Raw genomic sequence first — 16,363 nt, 5'->3', positions numbered from 1 at the left:
AACACAGCCACTCAACACCGGCGTACGTCAAAACAGACAACTCCGGTGGATCGACCACCGAAAGGCAAACGACCATGAAGTTCCATCTGAACGTGCATGTGGGGGACGCGCCGCAGGACGCGGACGCCAAGATCGTCAATCTGACCCCCGCCGCGGGCGCGCCGCTGGAGGAGGCGGTGATCGAGGCGCTGGAGAAGTCCGGGCTCACCCCCGCCGACCTGCGTTCGCGGACGCTGTTCACCGTGGGCGAGGGCGTCGACAGCCGTACGGCCATCGCCGCCTACGCCGCCCTGTGCGGATTCGCCCGGCGCCGGATCGACGCCGAGGCCGGGGGTGTGGTCCTGCAGCTGTCGGAGCTGCACCAGCAGATGGTGGGGCGGCCGGACGCCGGAGTCCCCGACGCCCGTCCCCTGTGGGCGCAGACCGGCGCGGCGCACCCGGTGCTTCCCGCGGTGCCCGAGGTCGGCATGAACCCCAGCCCGGAGGATGTGACGATCATCCGCCACTCGGGCCGGGTCCGGATGGTGCCGCCCGAGCACGTGGCGCTGGCCCTGGTGACCTTCGTGATCGTGGCCGCGCTGCGCGTGCGCGGCCGGGGGGACCGGCTGCCGACGCTGTCCACCGGCGCCGAGCCCGAGCCCGAGGGTGTCGAGACCACCGACCAGGGCGTGGACCTGGAGGGCCTGCGCCGCCGGGCGTCGGCGCTGCGGCAGGATCTGCGTACGGCGGGCAACCGCGACGAGATCGCCCCGGCCGCTCCCATCACGCAGCGGCAGAGGCTCCTGGCCCGGGCCAACGCCTGGCCGATCGCCGAGGTGATGGTCCGGCTGGGCGCCGAGAGCGACCCCGACGGCGAGCTGTGGCACTGCCCGCGCCCCGAGCGGCACCTCAACGGCGACCAGAACCCGAGCATGCGGCTGCGTGACGGGCAGGCCCGCTGCGACAAGTGCGACAAGGGCGTTCCCGTGGGCCCGCTGGCGTTGGTGCAGGACGCGCTGGGCGTGTCGGCCGACGAGGCGCGCGCCTGGCTGGAGTCCGGCGCCCGCCGGCCGCCCCTGTCCCGGCACGCCGCCCACGCCGCGTGAGCGCACCCCCGCGCGCTCGGCGCGCCCCGGGGACCGCCGCGCCCGCCCGGCGGGGACATGACGCGGACGAGACATGGCCGGTGCCGGGCCCCTGGGGCAGGCGCCGGCTCGCGAGAGCAGGACACGGACCCCGGGCGGCTTCGCCTGGGGTCCGTTGACCGCGCGCGGCGGCACATCCCGGGAGCGGCGCCGCGTGCGGACGGTCAGCGGGGCGGCCGCGTGCCCGCCAAGCGCGGCCCTGTCGCCGATGGGGCCGTGCTGGAGCCGCCGGTCTGGAACGCGTCCGCCACCTCGACACGGCCAGCGGGACGCCGTGATCGAACCGGGGCGTCACCCGAGTCCGCTTCGAGCCGCTCTCGCAGGAGAGGGCTTCACTGGGGAGGTAAACCTTTCCTCAAGCGCGCCGGGGGCAGACCGCGCTGCGGGCATCCTGCGTAGCATGGCGAGGCGTTCCGAGCCGCCCACCCCGCAGACCGCACTCCACCTTGATCCCACCGGGGTGCTGAGGGCGATCCTCACGAGAAGTGCGGTGCGAAGCTACACGGCTGAGCCTGTGCCGGATGCGATGGTGGAATCCATGGTCCGTGCCATGGTCTCGGCTCCGTCCGCGTCCAATCAGCAAGCGTGGGCGTTCGTCGTGGTACGCGATCCCGTGCGGCTGCACTCCGTCCGGTCATTCGCCCCCGGGGTGATCGGGGAGCCGTCGCTCCTCCTCGTGGCCTGCCTCGATCACTCGCGCTATTCGGATTCGGACGGTGCTCACGTACGCCGCCAGGGCAAGTTGTGCGTGGCGATGGCTGTGGAGAACTTCCTGCTCGCGGCCCACGCGCTCGGGCTGGGGGCATGCCCGGTCTCCAGTTTCCTGCCCGGTCCCATCCGTCTGCTGCTGAACATGCCGGACCATTTGGAACTGATTCTGCTGGTGGCGGCCGGGCATCCGGCCACGAAGCCCAACCCTTCCACTCGCCGCGACTTGGACGAGGTGGTCCGCTATGACGGCTACCGATGAACAGCCACGGGACGTGCGCATCGCCCACGTGGCCGCCTATCTGCTGGCCAGTGGCCGGACGATGCTGAGCGAGCCGATGGAGTACGGCCCCTTCCGGCTGCTGGACGGGGCACGTCGAGCGCTGGCGCTGCTGGAGGGCGACGATGAGACCTATGCGCGATTCGCGTCCATCCACGACCGGATCCAGGAGGTGTTCCAGACCGTGCGGCTCGACATCGACCTGCCGACGCTGCTGGACGAGCTATGCCTGGAGATGGCCGCCGGCATGCGCGAGTGGGAGCGCGCCGACGAGCGGCCGCCGCAGTAGCGGACGAACCTGGCAGGCGTCGCGGAGCTATCGCCTGGGCGGCCGCGGAGCGGCGGATTCGCCCCGCTCCGACGCCGGCGACCGCTACATGAACAGTGGTGGCATCGGAGCAGCGCGATGGGCCGATCGTCGCACGCCGTACAGCGAAGCGGATTCTGTGCCGACAAGGGTCTGCGCGGACAAGGGTCTGCGCGGACAAGGGTCTGCGCGGACAAGGTCAGGACGCGCCAGGTTGGGGCGCGGGGGCACGCGCGGCGCCGGTCTCCTGCGGGGCGCTGGGGATGGTCGGCGGGGGTGATGCCGTCCCGGGAGCGGAGGTGGCGCGCTCTGGCCCCCCTTGGCCAGGAAGGATGAGCGGGTTTTCGGGCGGCAGCAGGGCGAGTGCCTCCTCCACGGTCGAGGCGTGCCGGATGAGCCGGCGGTCAGCCTCGGAGATGAACCCGGCCCGGAGCATGTGGTCGAGGAGACCGGCCAGAGAGTCGAAGTACCCTGACGCGCCGAGGAGCACGATGGGTTTGTCATGCAACCCGAGCTGCGTCCAGGTGACCGCCTCGAACAGCTCGTCGAGGGTGCCGTAGCCGCCGGGCAGAACCAGAATTCCGTCCGCCAGCTGGTACATCAGCTGCTTGCGCTCGTGCATCGTCGCGACGACCCGCAGGTCCGGCAGGTCGAGGCGGCCATACTCGCGGTCCATGAGCGCCCGCGGGATGACACCGGTCACGAAGCCGCCCGCGGACAGCGCCGCGTCGGAGAGGGCGCCCATCATCCCGACGCCGCCCGCTCCGTAGACGATGCCGATGCCCCTGCGCGCGCACGCTTCGCCGATTCGCGTCGCCAGCTCGCGCTGGTGCTGGTCTGTGCCCGCCCCGGCTCCACAGAAGATCGCGAGCCTCGCGGTGGGCGCTGCGGAGCCCGGCGATCGGGGGGAGACGTCCACCGCCGCGGGGGCGGCCGCGGAGCCGGCGGACGAGGCGGCCTGGATCTGGGCGAGCTCCTCGCCGGGGACCGCGATGAGGTCGTCGGCGTCCGGCCCCACGCTGACGCCGCTCACGGGCACCTCCAGGTAGTTCGCGATGAATCGCACGAACGCCTTGAGCTCGGCGGGCAGTTCGGAGAAGTCCTTCGTGCGGCTGACGGGCGCGGGCCATCCCGGGAGGAAGGCGAGGACGGGTGCGCAGCCCCGCAGATAGTCGACCTCGGGCCGGAAGGGCGCCGAGGTCTCGATTCCGCGCTGATAGCCGACGCAGACGCCGATCTCGCCGAGACCGTCGAGGACGTCGAGCTTGGTCAGGACGATGCTTGTGGGCCGGTTGACCGAGACGGACCAGTGGGCGTGGACGAGGTCGAGCCAGCCGCAGCGCCTCGGGCGCCCTGTAGTGGTTCCGGTCTCGGCTCCGCGCTCGCGCAGATGCGTGCCCAGCCGGCCGGTGTCCTCCGTGACGAACGGGCCGTTGCCGACCATGGTCTGGTACGCCTTGAGCACCGCGATCCGGTGCTGGACCCGGCCGGCGTCCACGCCCGTTCCCATGGGCACCGCGTGGAACGCGGTCGGGCAGGTCGTCACGTAGGGGTAGATCCCGTGGTCGATGTCGATGAGCGGCCCCTGGGCTCCCTCGAACAGCAGCCCGTACCCGGCGTCGGCCGCCGCCGTGAGGAGCGCCGCGGTGTCGGTCGCCAGGGACATCAGCAGGTCACGGTGGGTGTGAAGCCATCGGTAGTCGTCCTCGGCATACGAGGCCGGGAGCCCGAACAGGTCGGTGTTGAGGCGGAGACGCCGTCGCACCAGATCCATGTCGGTGAGGTCACGGACCCGGATGCCGGTGCGGTTGTGCTTGCTGACGTTCGCGGGGCCGATGCCTCGCCGCGTCGTGCCGATGGCCTCGCCGATCCCCCTCTGGCTCCCTTCCTGTAGCGCGTCCGCCTTCTGGTGCAGGGGCATGACGAGATGGGCGCGGTCACTCAGGAGCAGGCGTCCGTGGAGGTCGACGCCCAGTCCGCGGAAGTCCTCCAGTTCCCCGGCCAGCGTCGCCGGGTTGACCAGCACCCCGTTGCCGATCACCCCGACCACGTCCCGGTGCCGCATGCCGGAGGGGATGAGGTGATTCTTCAGGACCGTCCGCCGCCCCGACGCGTCGCGGAAGACCACGGTGTGCCCGGCGTTGTCGCCGCCCTGGACTCGGACCACCAGGTCGTGGTGTGGCGCGAGGCGATCGACCATCGCCCCCTTGCCGCCGTCGCCCTGCTGCAGGTCACCGATCCAGGTGATCGGGCCCGGCCCTGAGAGGCCCGCCTTCGGGGGCGGGAGGGGCGTGAGGGCCTTCTCCCTCTGCCGCTCCCGGCTGGCGCGTGCGAGATCGAGCAGCCGCCGGGCGTTCTCCGCGGCACCGTCAAAGTCACTGGCATGGGCTTTCATAGAACTTCCTGGGATCTCGTCAGGGCAGGAGCCCGGGTACGTGCGGACGTGCGGGGAGCCTCAGGCAGAGGCGGCTACGGTCATCGGCCCTCGTCAGTCGGGCGAACGACGGCGAACGCCTGGGTGGGCGCCGGTCGCATCGCGGCAGCGGGGCCGCAGAGCACGTCCATCAGGGGAAGGCGCATGTGATAGCACGACACCGAGGACTCCACTCCGAGGATCCGCGGAGTGTCCAGGAAGAAGGGCAGCTCCGCCTCCAGATAGCAGAAGGCCATGTCGACCTGGTCCTCGCGTACGCTGTCCTGGGTCCGCGAACAGAGAAAGGCGCGGGTCATGGAGCGGACCACCGAGTACGCGGGCGCGTTCTCCCGCAACCGCGCCGTGGAGTCGGCGAACACCGCCAGGTAGGCGGGGTCGTCACTGAAGTCCGACAGCCGGCGTACCGTGATCCTCTCTCTGTGGGACGTACTCTCCGCTGCGGCTTCCACGACCCGGTTGAAAGTCGCCTGTGTCTCGCGGTGAGCCTTCTTCCGCGCACGTCTCTCGTCATACCCCTGGGCGCGCAGCACATCGTCGATGTGCTTGTCCGCGACAATCACATCGACCGCTTCGAAAGTGCTCGCGGCCCATGAAAACAGGCTCGACATGCGTGAGCGACTGAAATAGCTGTTCCCATTGCTGACGCCTAGGAGAGCGTGCTTCCCCTTGTTCAATATTTCGCGACAGTTCTCGGTCTCCGGGATGACGTCATAGGAGCCGGCCCAGTCGTACTGCGTCGTGCCCAACCTCTCCCCCCTTGTCTCGGCGTGGCGAATTAACGCCGCTCACTAGATACCGCGACCGGGGTGTCGTCAAAACGTGTCAGGGAGTAAAGAAGTGCGTGTTGAATATGTGCGCCCGTCTCTTGTGGCACCAAATTCCACCGAGCCGAGATGAAGCTGGCGGATGCCTCGCTGCCCGGCATTGGCCAGGTTCTCGATGCGAAGGCCGCTCAAGATCGCGGAAGAAGTGAGACCCGGGGGATCCTGCAGAAGACGGGAAACGCCTCAGCGAGCACGCTTCCGCCCGGAGTCGAGCAATTCGTACAGGCGATGCTCAACCTGCGGGTCCGGCTCGCCCGCGCCCGCCGCTATCAGATGAACCTCCCACCCGTGCTCCGCGGCGATGGACTCCAGCGCTCCCAGGTCGCCGATGTCACCGAAGCCGAGGTAGGCGGTGCCACCCGGAGCCAGGTGATCGCGCAAACCGGAGAGGTAGGCGTGGCAGGAGCGATGCTCAACGTCGAAGACGCTCCGGCTGAGTGCGCTCGCGAGGCTGTGGCTGGACGGCACGGCGACGTAGGGGATGTTCCAGAAGATGGCGTCATAGCGGGCGTCGTCGTCGATGGCGCCGAACACGTCACTGACAGCCGCGGTCACCCCTTGGGCGTCATGCCGGGCGGCATTCCGCAGTGTGTTGGCGACGGCGCGCGGGCAGATGTCGACGGCGTGAACGGCGCGGCAGCCCGCCAGGGCGGCCTCCACCGCGGTCACTCCGGCACCGCATCCGATCTCCAGGAACCGTCCGCCGATGGGATAACGAATGGAGCGGCTGTAGAAGGCGGTGGCATAGGTGTACGCGGGTGAGAACACCCCTGCGTCCAGCTCCCACTCCCGGCCAAGGAGGCGAAAGGTGCTCGCTCCCGCGGCCTGCATGCGCGCGATAAGGGATTCGGACTCCACCACTCCATCCGCCACGGGGCGGTTGTCGCGCGTCATTGTCGTCTCCTCCTCGGGGTGCCGCCCTGCCGCGCGGCAGGTGAGTCAGGTCTCGGCCGGCCGTCGGGCCAGGCAGTACAGGTGCTCCTCGCTGCGGCCCTTCGAATCGCTGTCCGGCACGTACTGTGTCGTCTCGGATGTCAGCACGTGCAGGCCCGCGCTGGTCAGCTGCTGGATGAACTCGCCGGCCGAGTAGCTTGTGACGCGGAAGCGCTCGCCCAGCAGATCCACCACCACGCCTTCGGCGTCGAGGGGGACCGTGGAGATCGCGAGATGCCCGCCGGGGCGGAGCCATCGCGCGAGTGCGGCGAAGGTGGCGTTCAACTCGGCTCGCGTCATGTTCAGAAGCGAGAAGAACGCGCAGATTCCGTCCCAGCTCGCGTCGTCGGTCACATAGGTGAGCACATCGGCCTGGACGAACTCGGCCTTGGGGACCTGGGCTCTGGCGAGTTCGATCATGGTGCCGGACACATCGATCCCGGTCACTCGCATGCCCGCCGCCGCCAGCATCTCCGCGGCCGGCCGCCCTGTGCCGCAGCCGAGATCGAGAACGCGGCCGGAGGGGGGCAGCAGGCCGATCAGGCGCTCGACCATCTCCCGCCGCTGGGGGAGGTCGCCATAGGCCTGTTCGTATCTGATGCCTAGGGAGTCGAACGCCCGCGCCGCCTCCTGCGACAGGGACACGCCCGTCGGCATATCCTCGTGAATCGTGATCGCCTCCAATCGCGGCGGGAAATTGTTGACAGGTTACCCCTGAGTTCAGGCCGGGAAACGGGTGGCCAGTATTTCCGATTTTCCCGATAAGGCGGGGTATGCAGATTCGGTCGCGACTCGTTCCGGGCCTCAGGTTTTACCGGCCGCCTAGTTTCGTGCCGGTCTGATGCCAGGTATCTATTGCATGTTCTTGGCGGGCTGGAGCGCGATGGGCGCCCTTATGGAGAGATCGATGAATACGGACTTGCCCTACTTCCCGTTTCAGCACCGGAACGACTCGCTTGCGCCGGAATGCCAGAGGTTGCAGGAGACTCAGCCGATCGCGCGTGTTCGCATGGACACCCTCGAGGCCTGGTTGATCACCGGTTACTCGCTGGCGAAGCAGGCTCTGACCGACGACCGCCTGTCCCTGTCCCTGGTGTCGCGTCCGGAAACGCCGAAGCTCCCAGCGCCGGGAATACCGATCGAGGCGCTGGCCTCGATGGACGCGCTCGGGAGGGCCGGTCTGCGCAAGGCCTTCACGAGCCTGCTCACCCCTGCGCACGTCGCTCGGGCCGAGCCCAGGGCGAGGGACATCGCACGGTCCCTGCTCGACCGGATGGCGGGCTCGCCCCAGCCGCTGGATCTGTACGGCCATTACGCGCAGGCGTTCCCACTGGCGCTCAGCGGCCATCTCCTCGGCATGCCGCTCGAGGAGCTCCAGCCTCTGGCCGAGGCCACTGAGACGGCTCTGTCCCTCGAGCCGCGCCGGCCCATCGAATACCAGCGCAACTGGGAGAGCACCCGGGACTACTTCGTTGCCCTCCTGGAGCGCCCCGACCTGCCTGACGGGGTGGCGCGACGCTTCCGTGACGAGAACGCCGCCCGGCCCGCCGAGGATCGGCTCGACGCCGCGAGTCTCGCCGACAAGCTCGTCATGGTCTTCGGCTCCAGTCACCTCGGCTCCGCCAGCATGCTCAGCCTGTCTTTCGTGACCCTGCTACACCGCCGTGACGTGTGGGAGGAGCTGCGGCGAGACCCGAGCAGAACGGAAGGCGTCGTCGAGGAATGCCTGCGGTTCGGCCTGTTCCTCCCAGCCGGTCTGCCCCGGGTCGCGCGAGAGGATCTGGACCTGGGCGGCGTCACGATCTCCGCGGGCGAGCTGGTGCTGATCGCCGCTGATGTCGCCAACCGCGACCCAGCCGCCTATCCCGACCCCGGCCGGTTCGACCCGGGCCGGGAGACCAAGGGGCACCTCGCGTTCGGCCTCGGCCCCGCGTTCTGCCCCGGCAGCGCCCTCGCCAGGATGACCATGAAGGTCGCGATCGAGGAACTGGTGCGCCGCTTCCCCGCCATGCGCCTCGCCGTTCCGCCCGACCGCGTCACATGGCGCGACGATCTCATCGAGGTCAGACCCGTGGAGATTCCCGTCCGCTGGTGAGGCACCCCCAAGCCGATCACGCCGCCCCCACGCCGGCCCCTGGGCGGGGGCACGGGGTGATCTGGCCGGAGCGGGGTGGGAGTCCGGATGTTGTGGAGGCGGATGTGCGACTGACGGTGATCCTCCCGGGCGATGCCGATCTGATGGCGGAGGTGCGCCGGGACTGTCTGGGCTGGGTGGGGCCGGATGTCCGGATCGACCTCGTGGCGACCTCGGTGTCGGCCATGCCGCCGCCCGGTCGTTGTGATTCCTCCCTGCTGGACTCCGCTTTCATGCGTGAGCCCGCATCGGCTGTGGTGGAGGCGGCCGTTCAGGCGGCGGCGGGTGGGAGTGACGGCATCTATGTCTGCTGTGCGGCGGAGATCGGTGTGGAGGCGGCGCGGGAGAAGGTTGCCGTTCCGGTCGTCGGCGGGCTGTTCCCCGCGCTGCATATGGGGTTGCTCCTCGGTCGCCGGGTCGGGGTCCTGTGCCCGCCGGACCTGATCGCTGTGTTCGAAGCCTTGATCGCGCGCGCGGGATTGACCGACCGGGTTCGCGCCCTTCCGGTTTCTCTTGATGGTGGCGCGGCGGAGGTGGACGCGTTGTGCGAGGCGGCCCGGACGGCGGTGGAGCGCGGCGAGGCCGAGGCCCTGGTCCTGACCTGCACGATCTTGTTCGAGCAGCGCCGTGCGCTAGGGGCCTACCTGGCCGGGCACGAGATCGCCGCGCCGATCGTCGACCTCACGGGCGCGGCCCTGGCCGCCTTGCAGGGCCTGGTACGGCTGAGCCGGTCCCCGAGCATCGCCCCCGGGTCTCCTGACTGACGCCTGGGGCGGCCACGTCACCAGGCCTGAACGTCGGCACGCGAAGGCGGCGGCCGGGGAACGGCGCATCGCGCTCGCGCCGCTCAGGCCATGATCATTCTTGGTGTCAGCGGCTGTGCCGATCGGCAACCGATGCCATGGGGCCCCGAAAAAGTTCTGGGACGAGCGCCGGGCGGTGTGGCCCTCACCGGCGCTGGGTATGCCGACCAGCGAGTCCTGGCGGTGCGTGACCTGGAGACACCTTCCGTGACGGCCTCACCTCGACGCGGAGGAGAGCGCTGAGTGGGCCGGCACCGCCGCGGCTGGCGCCGCTGCTGCCGTGCCAGCGAGCGGGCGGCCGGTTCAAGGAGCGGCTGCGCGTGTTCCGCTGCTTGATCCGGCGTCACATGCGTTCGACACCCGAAAGAAGCAACCCATGCTCAACGTCATCGGAGCCGGCCTGCCGAGGACCGGCACCCTGTCGCTGAAGGCGGCACTGGAACGGTTCGGTCTCGGGCCTTGCTTTCACATGTTCGAGATCCTCCGGGACCCGGCGCTGCTGGAGCGTTGGTCCCCCCTCGTTTCGGGGGATCCGGTGTCCTGGGAGCAGGTGTTCGAAGGGTATCGGTCCACGCTGGACTGGCCGGCCAGTTGCTTCTGGCAGGAGCAGGCGGAGGCGTTTCCGGACGCCAAAGTGATCCTGACCGTTCGTGACCCGCGGCGCTGGTACGCCAGCTACATCGCGATGCTGAGCAGCGACGCCCATGCCGCCGCGTTCCAGGGCGGGCTGGGCGAGCGACTGCACCCGCTGTTCTCGCTCATCTACCGGCGGACCTTCGGTCCCCTCGCGGAAGGCGCGCTGGAAGAGGCCCAGGCGGTGGCGGCCTTCGAACGCCACGTGGAGAAGGTCCGCCAGAGCGTGCCCGCCGAACGCCTGCTCGTCTTCGACGTCAGTCAAGGCTGGAAGCCGTTGTGCGACTTCCTCGGCCTGCCCGTGCCCGCTGAACCGTTCCCTCACCTCAACGACGGCCAAGCCGTTCAGGTCGCTTTCCAGCGCTTCGCGGCTGGGAGATCACCGGAGCCGGCCTGAGGCGTTCCACGGCGCGCGGCCGGTGGTTCGCGTTCGCCGCGACCGGGCGGCCCGATCGGCAGCCGAGGACGGCACGAGCAGGCATCGGGGCTACCTGGCGGGGTGCCGCGCCACGGCGGTCGAATACAAGGCCGTCGCCGCTCTGTCCTGCGAGGTATTCCGTGGGCTCGAGCCCGACACCCGCAGGTACGTCAAGGGCCTGGTCCTGCCGGGGAAGCCAACGTCACAGGAGGACGGGCCGGCGGGCCGGACACCTCGGCGGGCAGGCCGGGGGACGTCTCGGCAGCGTGGCGGCCGCCGTCGGATCGGTGGTGTGCTGCGGCAAGGCCACGCGCGGCTCTGGTTCCGCGCCCTCCTTCTTGTGCGGGGTGATTCCGGCCTGACTGTCGAGGCCGCGCGCCGCGGGGCGGCCAGAGCCCGCCTGCCTGGGCGGGCGGCCTGCGGGCGGCGGCGGGCGGGGCACAGTCATGGGCACGAGACGAAGGGAATGGGGCCGGATGGGGAACTTGTCGGCGATCCGCACGACCCGGGACATGGTGGAGCACGCCGGGGCCGGGGACGAGGCGGCGATGATGAAGTACCTGGGGTTGTGGACCGCGCAGGCGCACTCGCGGCCCGCGCAGCGGCGGCCGTTCGCCGCCGACATGGCGAGCCTGGCGGGCAGTGCCCTGGCCGACGAGCAGGCGTGGTGGACCAGCGAACTGGGCCGGGTGCTGGAGCTGATCGGGGTGCTGGAGGCGCGCAAGGTCCAGTGCGAGCTGACGCTCAAGCGCGCCAAGGCCTCGGCGCGGGCGGCGATCCGCCGGACCCACCAGGCCGCGGCGCAGGAGCGCGCCAAGGAGGACGGGACGCCGGTCAAGGTGGCCAAGCTGACGGTCGGAGAGCTCAACGACTGGGCCGATGAGACGCAGCCGGTGCGGGAGGCCGAGGAGAGCAAGGCCGAGGTGGAGGCGATGCTGGCGATGCTGGCCGGGGTGCAGCGGGCCACCGAGATGTACTTGTCGACGCTGTCGCGGGAGATCACGCGGCGCGGCCAGGAACTGCAGCTCCGGTGAGCCGGCCGCGGCCCCGGGCGGAGCCGGGCGGGACCGGCTCCGGCCCCCGCCCATCCTCCTCAGGGCCGGCGAATGCGCAGGCTAAGATGCGGGCACCCGCCGCGAGCCGTCCGTCTTGGCTCGGGGGCGCCCCGGAAAAGGAAGTCGCCGTGCCACCCAGTACCCCGCCCAGCGTCCGGATTCGCGGCGATGAGTTCGCGATCGACCTGCACGCCAGCGTCATCACGGCGGCCGCCGGGATCGGGCGGCGGCTGAGCCTGCCGTACGCCGCCCTGCTGGACACCGATCTGGTGGTGACGGGCGAGTCGCTGGCGGTCTTACGGCGGGAGCTGCGGGAGGTGGCGGCGTTCGCGGACGCCGCCGCGCGCACCGGGTGGGTGCTGGGGTCGTACATGGCCGCCCCCGGGGAGGAGCCCGAACTGGTCGCCGTGGCCGGTGACGCCCGTTTGTGGGCCGAGGAGGCCGGTGGGTTCTGGCTGCAGGCGGGGGCGGGCCCGCGCCGCCGTGTCGAGCGGACCCGGCAGGACGGCTGGTCGCCGGCGGAGCGGGAGCTGCTGGGCCGGGCCGAGGACGGGGCCGGTGAGGCCACCGCCCGCCGGGCCCCGCTGACGGTGCTGCTGGCGCCGCTGAGCGCGGCCGCCCAGCAGGCCCGGACCTGCCTGAGGCTCACCCGCCTCTCCTGAGCCCCGGCTCGCCGGCGCCGCCTCCCGCGTGCTGCGGGGACCTGCTCACCCACGGTGCGGCGGTGCCGTGCCCGGGCACGGCGAAAGGTCCCGGCTGTGAGCCGGGACCTTGGCGAACTCGGGCCGGGACGCCCGGACGTGACGGGGTGGAAACGTCAGGGCGTGGCGGGGTCGGCGCCGGGCTGGGCGACGATCGTCATCAGCTCCTCAAGGGATCCCTCCCAGGAGTGCAGCAGCTCCATGACCAGCGGGAGCGACACCGGGATGCCGGTGCCGCCGTCCGGCGGCTCGGGGGGCAGGACGCGCTCGATCGCCCGGGTCACCGCACGTGCCGCGTAGTGCGATTGCGTGAGTTCGGGCCAGGGCATCGGGACACGCCACAGGGCCTCGTCCAGCCAGGCTCGTTCGTGGTGGGCCCGCCAGTCCGCGCAGTGCCGCCTGATCAGGCTCTGGAGCGCGGGCAGGAGCGCGGGGTCGGCCAGGTCCAGGACGTCGAGCAGGGCGACGATCAGCTTGGAGGCGGCCCACCGGTGCGCGGAGTCGGTGACGAGCCTCGCCTGGTCCTCGGGCGGCAGGGCGGCGACCTGGTCGCAGATCCGGCCGATGGCCTGATCGGTCCAGTCGTCCGGTTCCTGCAACGCCTGGCACAGGGCGTTGTGGTGGGCGGTGCCGGGCGAGGCGGCGGGCTCGCGCAGGGCCCGCTCGGCGATGATCGGCCACAGCGCGCCCGGGTATCGGGCGTGCGGGGCCAGGAGCGCCTCCAGCGGCAGGGTGCGTGCGGCGTCCTCGTCGGTCTCGCGCAGCACCCGGCGGTAGGGGCCGATGACGCCGATGACCTTGGCCAGCGCCTCGGGAGAGGCGCCCGCCCGGTGCAGGCCGGCCAGATCCGCCTCCGGGCGCCACCGGAACGTCCTGAGGACCTCCTCGCCCAGGTGCGCATGGTTCAGCATCGCCACCCGTTCGGCCTCGCCCGAGCACTCCCAGGCGTCGCCGGTGCACCGGGAGATCAGCCCGGCGGTGAGCGCGCCCAGCCCGTCGAGGGCGACCAGCGCCGCACCGGTGAAGCGCAGGCCTTCCCAGCCGGTGAATCCCACGGTGTGCAGGGCGGTGACGTCGGCGTCGCGTAGCGGTTTGCCGCTGTTGTGGAGCAGCCGCTGCAGATGTGACCGCGCCGGCAGCGTCAGCTCGCTCAGGCCGTGGACCATCTCCGCGGGGGCGGGCAGTTCGACGCGGGCCCGCTGCATGGCCGTGAGCAGCATGAGCCGGGGGATCGGCCCGGGCACGCGTTGCCAGTCGGTGTCGGACTCCGTCAGCTCGACGAGGGCGCGGCTGGGGTGTGGCGTGCGGGTGCCGGGGAGGCGGACCTCGGCCGACAGGAGATTCCATTCCAGGTTGGCGTCGATGGCGCCCGCGCGGTCGAGTTCGGCCAGCACCGTGAGCAGGGCCGCCCAGGGCAGCCGGCCTCGTCCGCAGGCCAAGGCCGAGGCCAGGGCCGCGGCCACGGTCGTGGCGGGCACGTTCTCATCGCCGAGCAGCTCCCGCAGGGCCTCGTCAGCGCCCGCGGGGTGCATGGCGATGCTCCGTCCCAGCGGGGCCGAGGGGGTCCGCCACCGGCCGGGGTGCCGGCGGATGAGAGCCACGCGCCTGTGGGCGGGGCAGTGCACCAGGACCGCCTCGGTGATCTTGGCGTCGTCGCGGCTGAGCAGCCGGTCCGCCGCCTCGGGATCCAGGTCGGGGTTGGCGGCCAGGGCCCGCAGGACGGTGATGCGCCGTTCCCGGGTGGCGAGCATCCGCTGCAGGTGCGGGTTGGTCACCTTCTGGGCGAACTGCTTGCGGTGGGGCTGGGGCAGTCCGTTGTGGAACTTCCAGGCGGTCTTCTCCGGGGCGGTGAAGGAGCCGTCCCAGGATTCGGGCAGCCGGGGCCGGTGCTGTTGCAGCAGCAAGTGGGTGATGAGCTGCGGCGACCGGGCGAGCCGGAGTATCTGCTGCTGATCCACGCGTACCTCCTGATCTGGTTTGAGGCGGATCAGCGGTGGACCGTGCTGGCCCGGGCCCGGTCGGCAAACCGCCACCGGGGCGCTCCGGAGCCGGGGAGGGGCTGCCGGTAATCCCCGCATCGGGCGGTTGCGCGCCTTGGGCAGGGACGGGCCCCGGGGGTGGTGCCCCGGGGCCCGTGGGTGATCGGGCGCGCAGCGCGCCGGATGGGGGTCAGGAGGTGGCGGGGCCGATGAGGCCGGTCAGCTCCGGCAGCGTCCAGGTCCAGGTCTCCAGCATGACGGTGGCCAGCTCCACGGCCGCGCCCCGGCCGGGGAACCGTTCGCGCAGCAGCCGCGCGACCTCGACGGCCACCGGGCGCGAGTGGGGGATCAGCCGCGCCCACTGCAGGGGGGCGTTCCTGACCAGGATGGCGATCACCTCCTCGGTCCACAGCCTTTGGTCGAAGCCGGCCGAGAAGATCTCGGCGGCGTGGGTGGCCACGGCGGGGTCGGTGAAGTCGAGCGTGGCCGTGAGGAGGACCACCTCGTCGCGGGTGGGCTCGTTGTGCAGCCATCCGCGCAGCACCGCTCCGATGAGCGGGGCGGGCAGCCCGCCCAGCCGGGCCAGCAGCCGTTCCCGCCCGGCGGGGACGGCGGCCAGTTGCGCACCGGCCTCGGCGACCTGCTCGTCCCGGCTGTGCCACAGGTTGTCGCGGTCGAACCGGTCCAGCATGCGGTCGCGTACGGCGGTGGTGGCCGGCCGAAGTCGTCGCAGCAGCCGCGCCGGGAGCATGTCCACCACGCGGGGTTCGCTCACGCTCACCTCGCCCGGCTCTGTCATCTTGACGATCAGGGTCGCGAGCAGGTCCGGGCCCGCGCCGTGCCGGGCCAGGGTGTCGACCAGGCCGGGTGTCCCCGCCAGGGAGCACGAGGTGGGCAGCGCCCGGGCGATCCGCGGGTGGGCCACAAGGGCCAGGGCGAGTTGCTCGACGTCGTACGTCTTCGCCCAGCGCGCGGTGATGTGACCGACGGCGAGGGGCGAGATGGCCAACCGCAGGTGCGCGATCGCCGCGGCCAGCCCCTCGGGGGTGTAGGTGAGGAACTTGAGCTGGTCGGACCGGATCTGGTCGAGCAGCCGGGCGTCCTGCGCGGTGGCGACCAGGCACGCGGACAGGCGCTGCGCCATCATGACGCCGCCCCAGCCGTGCCCGGTGATCAGCCGGTGCGCGGGGATCGGCGGGAGGCCGTCCGCGTGCATCTTGGCCGCGGCGGTGCTGGCGCACCAGGCCCACGGCACCTGCTCCAGCTGTTCGGGCCGCACGTCCAGGCTCTGGTTCTCCGCCAGGCTGTAGGCCAGGAGGGTGTCGAGGTGGCGGTCGTAGGGCTGGTCGCGGACGATCGTCGCCACCGTGGCCCAGCTGAGCGGGCACGTGCGCGAGCCGACCGTGTGCCGCAGCGCGGCGGCCAGCCCGGGGTCGGTCTGGGCGACGGTGTGGAAGACGCCGTCCGGGTCGGGGAGGTCCGCCACCTGGATGGCGGCCACGTCCATCAGGTCCAGCCCCAGGATCTGCTCCTTGTTGTCGAGCAGGAAACGGGCCAGATCGTGGGCGGGGCGGCCCATCAGCAGCCGGCGGCCCAGCCACCGATTGTGACCGGGCTGCGCCCACCGCATGAGCGCGCAGGCGGTCTCGTAGCGCAGGCGGGTGTTGCCCGCCACGAAGCGCAGGGTGTCGCCGGGGTCGGCGGTGGTCATGGCGGTCTGGGCCACCCAGTCCAGGAACTCGCTGTTCCCGGTCCTCTCCACCAGCGCGGCGCGCTGGTCGGGCATCGCCTCATACAGGCGGCGCAGCGCCCGCGCCGAGGCGGGCACGTCCTGGTGGAGCGCGGCCGGTCCCGCCCGGTACAGCAGGGTGTCGGCGTGCGCGGGGTCATCTGTGGCCGCCAGCAAGGCGGAGGCGATGTCGCTCACGGGTGTTCGCCCTTCTCTTCGGTTGTGGTGTCGCGGCGCGCACCGTGGCAGCGTCCGGCCGCCGTCCCAGCCGGGCCCGTCTTGAGGCGGGCGAGGCCGGCGA

Annotated in this window: 14 protein-coding genes; 8 read left to right on the top strand and 6 right to left on the bottom strand. The window is 71.3% G+C overall.

The window, feature by feature from the left end; translation table 11 throughout:
• The first annotated feature begins 74 nt into the window (after positions 1-74).
• From D5H75_RS37835 to D5H75_RS37825, 3 genes are all read left to right on the top strand, one after another.
• Positions 75-1,085, top strand: coding sequence for a hypothetical protein (locus tag D5H75_RS37835; RefSeq protein ID WP_119931439.1), 1,011 nt, complete (start codon positions 75-77; stop codon positions 1,083-1,085).
• Between the two features lie 439 nt (positions 1,086-1,524).
• Positions 1,525-2,094 (top strand): nitroreductase family protein, encoded by a 570-nt coding sequence (locus D5H75_RS37830; RefSeq protein WP_119931438.1) that lies wholly within the window; start codon positions 1,525-1,527, stop codon positions 2,092-2,094.
• A complete protein-coding gene (locus tag D5H75_RS37825; protein ID WP_147425422.1) occupies positions 2,078-2,401 on the top strand; it encodes a DUF6092 family protein in 324 nt (107 codons plus the stop codon). Before D5H75_RS37830 ends, D5H75_RS37825 begins: the two co-directional genes overlap by 17 nt.
• 217 nt (positions 2,402-2,618) lie before the next feature.
• Here D5H75_RS37825 and D5H75_RS37820 read toward each other — a convergent pair whose 3' ends face one another.
• The 4 genes from D5H75_RS37820 to D5H75_RS37805 all read right to left on the bottom strand — a co-directional run bounded on the left by D5H75_RS37820 (position 2,619) and on the right by D5H75_RS37805 (position 7,294).
• Entirely contained in the window at positions 2,619-4,814 is a 2,196-nt protein-coding gene (locus D5H75_RS37820) for an adenylosuccinate synthetase (RefSeq protein WP_119931436.1), read from the bottom strand.
• 80 nt (positions 4,815-4,894) lie between these two features.
• Positions 4,895-5,599 carry a tRNA-dependent cyclodipeptide synthase gene (locus D5H75_RS37815; protein ID WP_202638914.1) on the bottom strand — a complete coding sequence of 235 codons (705 nt, stop codon included), beginning with the start codon at positions 5,597-5,599 and terminating at the stop codon, positions 4,895-4,897.
• A gap of 261 nt (positions 5,600-5,860) precedes the next feature.
• Positions 5,861-6,571: a methyltransferase gene (locus D5H75_RS37810; protein ID WP_119931434.1), complete on the bottom strand. Its 711-nt coding sequence runs from the start codon at positions 6,569-6,571 to the stop codon at positions 5,861-5,863.
• 45 nt (positions 6,572-6,616) lie between these two features.
• Positions 6,617-7,294 carry a class I SAM-dependent DNA methyltransferase gene (locus D5H75_RS37805; RefSeq protein ID WP_119931433.1) on the bottom strand — a complete coding sequence of 226 codons (678 nt, stop codon included), beginning with the start codon at positions 7,292-7,294 and terminating at the stop codon, positions 6,617-6,619.
• A 223-nt stretch (positions 7,295-7,517) separates the two neighbouring features.
• Between D5H75_RS37805 and D5H75_RS37800 the strand changes: the two genes are divergently transcribed.
• The 5 genes from D5H75_RS37800 (at position 7,518) to D5H75_RS37780 (ending at position 12,315) form a co-directional block, all read left to right on the top strand.
• Positions 7,518-8,705, top strand: a complete 1,188-nt coding sequence (locus D5H75_RS37800) for a cytochrome P450 (protein ID WP_202638913.1) — start codon at positions 7,518-7,520, stop codon at positions 8,703-8,705.
• Between the two features lie 104 nt (positions 8,706-8,809).
• Positions 8,810-9,508, top strand: coding sequence for an aspartate/glutamate racemase family protein (locus D5H75_RS37795; RefSeq protein ID WP_147425421.1), 699 nt, complete (start codon positions 8,810-8,812; stop codon positions 9,506-9,508).
• 415 nt (positions 9,509-9,923) lie between these two features.
• Positions 9,924-10,577: a sulfotransferase family protein gene (locus D5H75_RS37790; RefSeq protein ID WP_119931430.1), complete on the top strand. Its 654-nt coding sequence runs from the start codon at positions 9,924-9,926 to the stop codon at positions 10,575-10,577.
• 497 nt (positions 10,578-11,074) lie between these two features.
• On the top strand, positions 11,075-11,632 hold the full coding sequence (locus D5H75_RS37785) for a hypothetical protein (RefSeq protein ID WP_119931429.1): 558 nt from the start codon (positions 11,075-11,077) through the stop codon (positions 11,630-11,632).
• 149 nt (positions 11,633-11,781) lie between these two features.
• Positions 11,782-12,315, top strand: coding sequence for a hypothetical protein (locus tag D5H75_RS37780; protein WP_119931428.1), 534 nt, complete (start codon positions 11,782-11,784; stop codon positions 12,313-12,315).
• Between the two features lie 155 nt (positions 12,316-12,470).
• On the opposite strand, the gene D5H75_RS37775 is transcribed toward D5H75_RS37780, so the two are convergent.
• Both D5H75_RS37775 and D5H75_RS37770 read right to left on the bottom strand, forming a co-directional pair.
• Entirely contained in the window at positions 12,471-14,312 is a 1,842-nt protein-coding gene (locus tag D5H75_RS37775) for a hypothetical protein (RefSeq protein ID WP_119931427.1), read from the bottom strand.
• A gap of 211 nt (positions 14,313-14,523) precedes the next feature.
• Entirely contained in the window at positions 14,524-16,260 is a 1,737-nt protein-coding gene (locus D5H75_RS37770) for a hypothetical protein (RefSeq protein ID WP_119931426.1), read from the bottom strand.
• Between the last annotated feature and the right edge of the window lie 103 nt (positions 16,261-16,363).

The sequence above is a fragment of the Bailinhaonella thermotolerans genome (assembly GCF_003594875.1).
GTDB lineage: Bacteria > Actinomycetota > Actinomycetes > Streptosporangiales > Streptosporangiaceae > Bailinhaonella > Bailinhaonella thermotolerans.
Note: the sequence above shows the minus strand (reverse complement) of the source record. Positions and strands in the feature narration are given on the sequence as shown.

Excerpts from the sequence above, each read along its gene's own strand:
- D5H75_RS37785 (WP_119931429.1), top strand. The coding sequence starts at position 11,075 with ATGGGGAACTTGTCGGCGATCCGCACGACCCGGGACATGGTGGAGCAC.
- D5H75_RS37830 (WP_119931438.1), top strand. The coding sequence starts at position 1,525 with ATGGCGAGGCGTTCCGAGCCGCCCACCCCGCAGACCGCACTCCACCTT.
- D5H75_RS37800 (WP_202638913.1), top strand. The coding sequence starts at position 7,518 with ATGAATACGGACTTGCCCTACTTCCCGTTTCAGCACCGGAACGACTCG.
- D5H75_RS37810 (WP_119931434.1), bottom strand. The coding sequence starts at position 6,571 with ATGACGCGCGACAACCGCCCCGTGGCGGATGGAGTGGTGGAGTCCGAA.
- D5H75_RS37790 (WP_119931430.1), top strand. The coding sequence starts at position 9,924 with ATGCTCAACGTCATCGGAGCCGGCCTGCCGAGGACCGGCACCCTGTCG.
- D5H75_RS37835 (WP_119931439.1), top strand. The coding sequence starts at position 75 with ATGAAGTTCCATCTGAACGTGCATGTGGGGGACGCGCCGCAGGACGCG.
- D5H75_RS37825 (WP_147425422.1), top strand. The coding sequence starts at position 2,078 with ATGACGGCTACCGATGAACAGCCACGGGACGTGCGCATCGCCCACGTG.
- D5H75_RS37820 (WP_119931436.1), bottom strand. The coding sequence starts at position 4,814 with ATGAAAGCCCATGCCAGTGACTTTGACGGTGCCGCGGAGAACGCCCGG.